A 9090-nucleotide genomic window follows, 5' to 3' on the forward strand; every position below is an offset into this window, starting at 1 on the left:
GCGATCCAGCCGCCCGGCGCCAGCTGCCGCGCCCACCGCCGGAGCAGGTCCTGATGGCCGGGCACCCACTGCAGCGTGGCGTTGGTGACCAGCACGTCGACGTCCGGCTCCGGGGCGAAGAACCGCACGTCGCCCGCCACGAAACGGACCGGAAGCCCGGCCTGCCGCGCCCGGGCGATCATCTCGGGTGACGAGTCGATGCCGGTGATCGACGCGGACGGCCAGCGTTCGGCGAGGGTGGCGGTCAGGGTGCCCGGCCCGCATCCCAGATCGACGACGGCCCGCGGCTTCTCGGCGCCGATCTGCGCGACCAGGTCGAAGAACGGACGGGACCGCTCATCGCCGTACCTGGAATAAACACCTGGATCCCACACGTCGCACCCCCAGCAAACCGTACGTCCGTCTTGCGAGAAGATTAGCAGCGCGACGGATAGGGTCAAGGCGTGGAGAAACGCAGCTTTCAGAGAATGGGGCGGGACGCCTCGGTGATCGGGCTCGGCGCCTGGCAGCTGGGCGCCGACTGGGGCGACGTGACCGAGGAGGACGCACACGCCACGCTGGCCGCCGCGGTCGACGAGGGCGTCACCTTCATCGACACCGCCGACGTCTACGGCGACGGGCGCAGCGAGCAGATCATCGGCACGTTCCTGGAGGATCAGGGCCGCAAGGGTCGCACCGACATCACGGTCGCCACCAAGATGGGCCGGCGGATGGCGCAGGAGCCGGCCAACTACTCACTCGACAACTTCCGCGCGTGGACCGACCGGTCCCGCACCAACCTCGGCGTCGACACCCTCGATCTGGTGCAGCTGCACTGCCCGCCGACCCCGGTGTTCGACATGGACGCCACCTACGACGCCCTGGACACGCTGGTGCAGGAGAAGCGGATCGCGGCGTACGGGGTGAGCGTCGAGAAGGCGGACGAGGCTCTCGCGGCGATCGCCCGGCCCGGCACAGCGAGCGTGCAGATCATCCTGAACGCGTTGCGCCTCAAGCCGCTCGAGCAGGTGCTGCCCGCGGCCCGCGAGGCGGGCGTCGGCGTCATCGCGCGTGTCCCGCTGGCGAGCGGTCTGCTGTCCGGACGGTACGACGAGCAGACGAAATTCGCCGACGACGACCACCGCAACTACAACCGGCACGGCGAGGCCTTCGACGTCGGCGAGACGTTCTCCGGTGTGGACTATCAGACCGGTCTCGACGCGGTGCGCCGGCTGCGTCCCCTGGTCCGCGAGGGCGAGACGATGGCGCAGTTCGCCTTGCGCTGGGTGGTCGACCAGCCCGGCGTCACCGTCGTCATCCCGGGCGCCCGCAACCCGGAGCAGGCCCGCGCGAACGCCGCCGTCGGCAGCCGGCCGCCGCTGAACCCCGAGGTGCTCAACGCGGTGCGCCGGACCTACGACGAGCTCGTCCGGCCGCAGGTGCACGACCGGTGGTGACCGAGCCGAAACTCACCGGATGGACGCCCATGGTGGTCGGTGTCCTGTTCATCGTCCTCGGTGGCTTGTGGACACTGCAGGGCCTGGACATCGTCGGCGGCAGCGTGATGAGCGGCGTCAGCCTCTGGGCCGTCATCGGGCCGGTGCTCGCTTTGGCCGGCGTCGCGCTCATCGTGATCGGCGTGCGCCGGCGCAACAAGGGCCGGGAGGGCGCCTAGCAGAGCGTAGAAAGCCCCGCATCCGGCGGGATGCGGGGCTTCCTCTCAAGGCCGACCCCCGGGTGCGGGGTCGACGGCCGGCGTCACCGCCGGCGGGTTGTCTCAGAGCGGGCGAACCTGCTCCGCCTGCGGGCCCTTCTGGCCCTGGGCGATCTCGAACTCGACCCGCTGGTTCTCTTCCAGACTGCGGTAGCCGCTGGTCTGGATGGCCGAGAAGTGGACGAACACGTCAGCACCCCCGCCGTCGACGGTGATAAAGCCGAAGCCCTTGTCTGCGTTGAACCACTTCACGGTTCCCTGCGCCATGCTGAACTCTCCTTCTGAAAATGCCGGCTCCGTGCTGCTAGGAGCCGATGACCGTTTTCGAGCAGCGGCGCCGTTGAGGCGGCCTTTCCAGAGGACGTCCCATCCACGCGACCGCCGGCACGCCTGGCAGGCATCCCGATGGCGTGTGGAACAGCACACCACGTACGCAAAAACTGGGCACACTGTACCCGAAAATCGGGCGACGGAGCCCCCCGTCCCGACTTTCAGATAAACGACGACGGATACGGAAAAGGTCCCCCACATCACCGAAGTGTGCGATGGGACCTAGACCGGAGTCGATGCTGTGACGACGTGGTTAATCGGGCCAGTCGCCGGTCAACTTCTTCACGCCGGTGGCACCGCCGCGATCGACCATCGCCTTCACCACGGCGAAAATGGCACCCTGCAATGCGGCCGCGGCGATGATCTCGCCCCAGCCGCGATCCTCGTCGGTGGCGTTGGGCGCATCGTCGTCGCCGGATGCCACCTTCCAGATCTCCTTGAACACGAAGCCGGCGATCGCGCCCGCACCGATGCCGAGCAACAGCCCGACCGGCTTGTACGCGATCTTCTGCACCTTCGAGCTCACCGGCGCCTCCCCCGCAGGATCAGGATGATGCCGACCAGGGCGCATACGCCGGCGAACACCGCGGCGACAGGCACCTGGTTCTCGCGGACCCGGGTCTTGACCTCCCGGACGCGGTCGTCCTCGGTCGCACTCTCCACCGCGCCGCCCACCGCGCCACGCGCCTGGCCCGCGGCCGCGCGCACCTTCTCGGTCGCCGCGACAGCGGCACCCTTCGCGTTGTTCACGGCCTCGCTGGCCTGCGCCTTCACCTTCTGCTTGGTCTGCTCGACCTGGTCCTTGGCCCGGGCCTTGACGTCGGCCTTGGCGGCCAGCGCCTGCACCGTCTCACCGAGGTCGGCCCGCGTCTGCGCGATCTCCGCGCGCAACGCCGCCGGGTCCGGCTTGGCGGCGCTCGACGACCCGTTCTTGTCGCTCATGCCCGGCTCCTGTCCTTCACCGCGTGCTTCACCTCGTCGACATCGGCCTTGACACTCTCGATCGCTGCCGACGGCTCGGGCGGCACGGCCTGGGTGACCTGCTTCTTGCCGAGCAGCGCCAGGACCCCGGCCACGGCGAAGAGAACCACCGTGACGATGAGCGCGGCGAGCCACAAGTCCAAGAACAGATTGAGCACAATGATGAGCGTCGCGATGAGTGCGCCGACGCCGTAGAGCGCAAGCACTCCTCCGCCGCCGAACAGACCGATCCCGATGCCGGCGTGCTTACCCTTTTCCGTGAGTTCAGCCTTGGCCAGCGCAAGCTCGTCGCGAACCAATGTGCTGATCTGCTCGCTCGCCCGCTGGACCAACTCGGACGTTGACTGGTCGGCGACCGGACGGGCCGGACCACCGTTCAGGACATCGGCCATCGTGTCCTCCTTTCCCTGTTCCGGCTGTATGCCCCTCACTGCGTAAGTCCAACCATCAGCGCTTCTCTTCGTCCGCTGGGTGGAACGCCGTGGTGCTGCCGACGCCCGGATCGGGTGCCGGCAGAGCGACACCGTGCCGCTGCGGCGGCGGTGGATCGGTGTCCGCCCGCAAGCGGGGCAAAGCGCCCTGATTGTTCTCCCAGACCCATCCCACCAGGCGCTCGCGCACCAGACACCGCAAATCCCACAACGTGCCCGCATCGGAGGCGCTCACCAGCGCCCGCAGCCGGATCATCCCGCCGATGGCCTCGGTCACCTGCAGCACACAGGTGCGGCCGTCCCAGAGGTCCGAGCTCTCGCAGATCCGGCGCAGTTCGGCGCGCAGGTCCTCGACCGGCGCCGACCAGTCGACGTCGACCTCCGCGGTGCCGAGCACGGCAGAGGAGTTGCGGGTCCAGTTCTGGAAGGGCTTGGTGGTGAAGTACGAGGTGGGCAGGATCAGCCGCCGGTCGTCCCAGATCTGCACCGCCACGTACGTGAGGGTGAGCTCCTCGATCCGGCCCCACTCCCCCTCGACCACCACGACGTCGTCCACCCGGACCGCGTCGCTGAACGCGAGCTGCAGCCCCGCGAAGACGTTGCCGAGCGTGCTCTGCGCGGCCAGCGCGGCCACCACGCTGATCAGGCCCGCCGAGGCGAGCAGGCTGGCGCCGATCGTGCGGACGCCCGGGAAGGTCATCAGCATGACGCCGATGGAGAGCACCACCATGGCCGCGACGGTGACCCGGCGCAGCATGACCACCTGGGTCTTGAGACGGCGGGCCCTGAGGTTGTCCGGCACGTCGGTGCGATATCGGTTGAGCGCCAGGTCCTCGACCACCAGCAGCAGCGCGCCGACCAGCCACGCGGCGGCCGCGATGATGCACAGCACGAGCAGGTGCAGCACGGTGCCGCGGCCGGCGAAGTTGTCGACCCCGCTGCGCAGGGCCTGCTGGATGGCGTAGATCACGACGAGGGCCCGGAACGGCCGGTGTGCCGTCCGGGCCAGGTCCGCCCAGAGCTCGGAGCGCTTGCCGAGCCGTTGTACCAGGAGGTGGATGGCCTCCACCAGGACGAGCGCGGCGCCCGCCGCCACGACGACGGCGAGCAGCGCGGTCAGGACGCCGTTCACGACGGCATCACATCACACCCGGGGGCCCGGGAGCGGTCAGACCTTGCGGTACTTGGCCTGGAAGAAGCAGTAGACGCCGAAGCACGCGATGCCGACGGCGATCAGGCCGAGCAGCCAGGGACCGTAGTCGCGGCTCGAGAGCTCCTTCAGCGCGGAGTCGAGGCCACCGGCCTTCTCGGCGTCGTAGGTGACCGCCGCCGCGACGATCAGCAGGCCGGAGATCCCGTACGCGACGCCCTTGCTGGTGTATCCCGCCATGCCGAGCCGCTGCACCGTCCGGTGGACCGACGGGGACATCTGCCCGGTGTTGAGGTGCTTCTCGAACTTCTTCTTCAGCCCGTAGACAACAAGGCCGACACCCACGCCGATCACGACCAGCCCGACGAAGCCGACCAGGAAGCGGCCACCGCCCGAGTCCATCATGGACGACGCCGACGACTTCTGACTCTTCGACTGCGACGAGTCCGCGCCGCTGATCACCTTGTAGGCGAGGTAGGCGAAGTAGAGATAGAGGATCGCGCGGAAGCCGGAGACGACGCGCTCGGCGATGGCGGTCCTGTCCTGCGGCCCGCTCTCCCCGATCGCCGCCTCGAAGGCCTGCCAGATCGCCATCGCGACCATGCCGATGATGATCAGGATCAGGAGGAACTCACCGGCGGGCTGCCTGCCGAGGGTCTGCAGGGCGCCGGACTGGTCGGTCTCGCCGGACGAGTTGCCGAAGGCGACCTGCAGCGCCAGCCACGCGAAGAGGAGGTGGATGACGCCGTAGGCGATGAAGCCGCCGCGCGCGAGGAGTTCCAGCGGTTTGCTGTTCGCCGCGCGCGACGCGGAGGTGCGGACTTGCTGGGAGGCGGACATGCCGCAGACAGTTACCGATGGCAACGAATTTCAAACGCCTTTAGTCCGGTCAGGGGCGGTGGCGGGGCTGTGGACGGCCTTACTGGCGTTGCACCAGGAACTTGACGTCGCCGGCGTTGATGCTGTCCAGCGAGACCTGGAGACCGCCGACCTGCACCGCCTGCTGTCCCTTGGTGAGCTGGATCTGCTCGCCGGCCACCTCGAGCGTGACCGTATCGGCATCCGCGCTGATGAACTTGGCCTCCACGCCCAGGACGCTGGCGGTGGCGTTCACCTCACGCTCGATGGTCACCGAGCAGGAGTCGAGACCGCAGTCGACGTTGTCGCTGCTGCATCCCGTCAACACGGCGAGACCGAGCAGGGCGGCGGAGATCAGGGCGGCTGCTTTCTGCTTCAACACCCCTGCAACGGTACGCAGGCTCCGCCAGCCGGGCCGCGGCGGCACGCGCTTTAAGCTGGCGGGATGGAGCTGAGCGTGCGGGACAACGAGGCGGAACACCGGTTCGAGCTGGTGGCCGACGGGCAACAGGCGGGGCTGGCGGCGTACCGGGTGCGCGACGGCCGCACGGTCATCACGCACAGCGAGGTGGACCCGGCTCATCGGGGCAAAGGCCTGGGCGGCGAGCTGGCCCGCCTGACCCTGGACACCTTGCGAGACCGCGGCGCCCGCGTCGTGGTCTCCTGCCCGTTCTTCGTCAGATACGTCGAGCAGCACCACGACTGGGACGCCATCCTCGAGGACGCCTAGCTGTAGCGCCCGTATCAAGCGGCCAGTGGCTGCGGGGCCGGGATGCTGGTGCCCGCGATGATCTCGGCGGCCGCCTGGCCGCACGCTCTCGTCGCGCCGTAGGTCGCCAGGTGCACCGCGCCGGTGACCAGCTCCGGCAAGCCCATCTCGACCACCACCGCGTCGGGCCGCGCGGCCAGCGCGGACGAGACCGCCGCCGCCATCCACGGGTGCCGGTGCAGGTCGCGGACCACCAGGACGAGCGGCTGCCCGTCCACCCCCTCCAGCACGCGGCCGGGGCGGCCGGTCAGGTCCTCCTCGGCGAACCGCACCGCCGTCGTGCCGGGCAGCAGGTCGTCCAGCGGCGTGCCCAGGCCCCACGGCGTCTCCGCGCCGATCGCGATGTTGCGCGGCGGGGCGAACTCCACCACGTGCGGCGGGCGGCGCAGCGGCAGGGCCGAGGACCCGGCATCGGTCATCGTGACCCGGACCGCGCGCCGGGCGGCGGCCAGGCCGACCACCGAGGCGCCGGCCGTGGCGCGGTCGCCCGCCCGGGCGCCGGTCTCGGTCTGTACGCGGACCGTCCAGGCGGCCAGCCGGCGGACCCGCTCGGCCGCGTCGCGCAGCCGCTCCTCGGGCAGCTCGCCGCTGCGCACCGCGGCCACGATGGCGTCGCGGAGACGCACGGCGGTGCGCTCGTCGGCGTGATCGCCCCCCACGCAGACCGCGTCGGCGCCGGCCGCCACGGCGCGCACGGTCGCGCCCTCGAGCCCGTATCGCCGGGACACGCCCTGCATCTCGATGCCGTCGGTGACGATCAGGCCGTCGAAGCCGAGCTCGACGCGCAGCAGGTCGTGCAGGATCCGGGCGCTGAGGGTGGCGGGCAGCTCCGCGTCGTACGCGGGCACGAGCAGGTGACCGGTCATCACCGATCGGGCACCGGCCGCCACCGCGGCCCGGAACGGCACCAGCTCACACGCCTCGAGCTCGGCCCGGTCGCGGTCGATCACCGGGACGGCGTGGTGCGAGTCGACCGCGGTGTCGCCGTGGCCGGGGAAGTGCTTGGCGCAGGCCGCGACGCCGGCCGCCTGGAGACCCGTGACGAAGGCGGCGCCGTGCCGGGCGACCAGGGCCGGGTCGGAGCCGAAGGCGCGTACCCCGATGATCGGATTGTCGGGGTTGCTGTTGACGTCCACGTCGGGGGCGTAGTTCAGCGTGATGCCGGCCTGCGCGAGGTCCCGGCCGAGGTCGTGGGCGACGGCCTCGGTCAGCGCGGGATCGTCGATCGCGCCGAGGGCCAGGTTGCCGGGGCGGGAGCTGCCCTGGCGCGACTCGAGCCGGGTGACGTCGCCGGCCTCCTCGTCGATCGCCACGATCACCTCGGGCCGTTCCGCACGCAGCTGGGCGGTCAGCGCGGCGACCTGGCCCGGCGACTCGACGTTACGGGCGAAGAGCGCGACACCGCCCAGTCCCTCGGCCAGCCGGCGGCGCACCCAGTCGGGCGCCGAGGTGCCGACGAACCCGGGTTGCAGCACGAGCGCAGCAAGTTCCGAGATTTCGCCTGAGTAAGGCATGTGCCCCCCGTAGTCGGATCGCGGTCGACTCATGCAATCATCCGCGATCCATTTAGTCAACAAACCTTCCTATTAACCCTTATGAAAGTGCGCTTCGATACAGTGCCGGTGTGTCTGGCGTCGATTGGTCTGAAGTGCACGCCGTCCGGCTGCTCGGGGTGGCCCTGGCCGCGCTGATCCTCGTGTGGGCGATCAAGCGGATGTTCGGGGGCCGGAAGTAACGGTTTGTCACCGGCATCCGCGGGGCATCATGGCGCCGCCATGATGAAGCTTCCCGTCTACGGACCACGGCTGCGCAAGGTCGCCCGGCAGCATTTCGGGTGGTCCTCCCTGCGCCCGGGCCAGTTCAAGCCGATGCGCGCCGTGCTGCGCCGCAACGACGCCCTGGTGGTGCTGCCCACCGGCGCCGGCAAGTCGGCGATCTATCAGATCCCGGCGGTGCTGCTGCCCGGCCCGACCGTGGTGATCTCGCCGCTGCTGGCCCTGCAGCAGGACCAGATCGTGGCGCTGAACGAGCGCGACGATCCCAAGATCCGCGCGGTGCGGGTCAGCTCGGCCGAGACGCCGAAGCAACAGCGCGAGGCGATCCAGGAGATCCGCGACGGCCGGGCGGAATTCCTGTTCATCACCCCCGAGCAGCTCAGTGACCCCGACCGGCTGGCGGAGGTCCGGGCGCTCAAGCCCGGCCTGGTGGCGATCGACGAGGCGCACTGCATCTCCGCGTGGGGACACGACTTCCGGCCCGACTACCTCGCCCTCGGGCACATGATCAAGGCCATCGGCCGGCCGCCGGTGCTCGCCCTGACCGCGACCGCCTCGCCCCCGGTCCGCGACGACATCATCGAGCGGCTGCACCTGCGCAAGCCCGAGATCCACGTCTCCGGGCTGGACCGCCGCAACCTCTTCCTCGAGGTGGCCCACTGCCCCGACGAGGACTACCGGTGGCGCCGGCTGACGACGTTGCTGGACACCTCGGAGGGCGCGGGCATCGTCTACGTCGCCACCCGGCGTGCCGCGGAGGAGCTCGCCACCGACCTGAGCAGGGCGGGGCACGCGGCGGACTTCTACCACGGCGGGATGGCCGCCGGGGCACGCGAGCAGCGGCACGAGGACTTCCTCGCCGACAAGATCCGCATCATGGTGGCCACGTCGGCGTTCGGCATGGGCATCGACAAGCCGAACATCCGCTGGGTCGCGCACGTCGCACTGCCGGACTCGCCGGACAGCTACTTCCAGGAGATCGGGCGCGCGGGCCGCGACGGTGAGCCGAGCCGGGTGCTGCTGCTCTGGCGGGCCGAGGACGAGGCGATCCAGCGGTTCTTCACCGGCGGCACGCCGGACCTCACGGAGATCCGCGAGCTGGC

At 70.1% G+C, this 9090-nt stretch carries 13 protein-coding genes; 4 read left to right on the forward strand and 9 right to left on the reverse strand.

Going from position 1 to position 9090, the window contains the following annotated elements; translation table 11 throughout:
• Nucleotides 1–374 (reverse strand): methyltransferase domain-containing protein (locus tag AB0M20_RS13945; protein ID WP_364297927.1); only part of this gene is annotated, 374 nt, incomplete at its 3' end.
• Between the two features lie 69 nt (nucleotides 375–443).
• Here AB0M20_RS13945 and AB0M20_RS13950 point away from each other — a divergent pair.
• Nucleotides 444–1436 carry an aldo/keto reductase gene (locus AB0M20_RS13950; protein WP_364297929.1) on the forward strand — a complete coding sequence of 331 codons (993 nt, stop codon included), beginning with the start codon at nucleotides 444–446 and terminating at the stop codon, nucleotides 1434–1436.
• A 29-nt stretch (nucleotides 1437–1465) separates the two neighbouring features.
• The gene (locus tag AB0M20_RS13955; RefSeq protein ID WP_364297949.1) at nucleotides 1466–1654 is read left to right on the forward strand and encodes a hypothetical protein; all 189 of its coding nucleotides are present in this window, start codon (nucleotides 1466–1468) and stop codon (nucleotides 1652–1654) included.
• A gap of 102 nt (nucleotides 1655–1756) precedes the next feature.
• Here AB0M20_RS13955 and AB0M20_RS13960 read toward each other — a convergent pair whose 3' ends face one another.
• The 7 genes from AB0M20_RS13960 to AB0M20_RS13990 all read right to left on the reverse strand — a co-directional run bounded on the left by AB0M20_RS13960 (nucleotide 1757) and on the right by AB0M20_RS13990 (nucleotide 5825).
• Nucleotides 1757–1960 carry a cold-shock protein gene (locus AB0M20_RS13960; RefSeq protein ID WP_007458127.1) on the reverse strand — a complete coding sequence of 68 codons (204 nt, stop codon included), beginning with the start codon at nucleotides 1958–1960 and terminating at the stop codon, nucleotides 1757–1759.
• A 316-nt stretch (nucleotides 1961–2276) separates the two neighbouring features.
• Entirely contained in the window at nucleotides 2277–2549 is a 273-nt protein-coding gene (locus AB0M20_RS13965) for a DUF4235 domain-containing protein (RefSeq protein ID WP_364297931.1), read from the reverse strand.
• Nucleotides 2546–2965, reverse strand: coding sequence for a DUF3618 domain-containing protein (locus AB0M20_RS13970; RefSeq protein WP_364297933.1), 420 nt, complete (start codon nucleotides 2963–2965; stop codon nucleotides 2546–2548). The genes AB0M20_RS13965 and AB0M20_RS13970 overlap by 4 nt, the downstream gene beginning before the upstream one ends.
• Complete coding sequence (locus AB0M20_RS13975) at nucleotides 2962–3396, reverse strand: phage holin family protein (protein WP_364297935.1); 435 nt, start codon at nucleotides 3394–3396, stop codon at nucleotides 2962–2964. Before AB0M20_RS13975 ends, AB0M20_RS13970 begins: the two co-directional genes overlap by 4 nt.
• 55 nt (nucleotides 3397–3451) lie before the next feature.
• Nucleotides 3452–4567 (reverse strand): mechanosensitive ion channel family protein, encoded by a 1116-nt coding sequence (locus tag AB0M20_RS13980; RefSeq protein ID WP_364297937.1) that lies wholly within the window; start codon nucleotides 4565–4567, stop codon nucleotides 3452–3454.
• A gap of 36 nt (nucleotides 4568–4603) precedes the next feature.
• Complete coding sequence (locus tag AB0M20_RS13985) at nucleotides 4604–5425, reverse strand: DUF1206 domain-containing protein (protein ID WP_364297939.1); 822 nt, start codon at nucleotides 5423–5425, stop codon at nucleotides 4604–4606.
• A gap of 79 nt (nucleotides 5426–5504) precedes the next feature.
• Nucleotides 5505–5825, reverse strand: a complete 321-nt coding sequence (locus AB0M20_RS13990; RefSeq protein ID WP_364297941.1) for a hypothetical protein — start codon at nucleotides 5823–5825, stop codon at nucleotides 5505–5507.
• 63 nt (nucleotides 5826–5888) lie between these two features.
• Between AB0M20_RS13990 and AB0M20_RS13995 the strand changes: the two genes are divergently transcribed.
• Nucleotides 5889–6173: a GNAT family N-acetyltransferase gene (locus AB0M20_RS13995; protein ID WP_364297943.1), complete on the forward strand. Its 285-nt coding sequence runs from the start codon at nucleotides 5889–5891 to the stop codon at nucleotides 6171–6173.
• A gap of 14 nt (nucleotides 6174–6187) precedes the next feature.
• Here the strand turns inward: AB0M20_RS13995 and AB0M20_RS14000 are convergent, their stop codons facing one another.
• Nucleotides 6188–7726: a glycoside hydrolase family 3 protein gene (locus AB0M20_RS14000; RefSeq protein ID WP_364297945.1), complete on the reverse strand. Its 1539-nt coding sequence runs from the start codon at nucleotides 7724–7726 to the stop codon at nucleotides 6188–6190.
• 264 nt (nucleotides 7727–7990) lie between these two features.
• Here AB0M20_RS14000 and AB0M20_RS14005 point away from each other — a divergent pair.
• Nucleotides 7991–9090 (forward strand): RecQ family ATP-dependent DNA helicase (locus tag AB0M20_RS14005; RefSeq protein ID WP_364297947.1); only part of this gene is annotated, 1100 nt, incomplete at its 3' end.

Source organism: Actinoplanes sp. NPDC051633 (assembly GCF_040681735.1).
Taxonomy (GTDB): Bacteria; Actinomycetota; Actinomycetes; order Mycobacteriales; family Micromonosporaceae; genus Actinoplanes.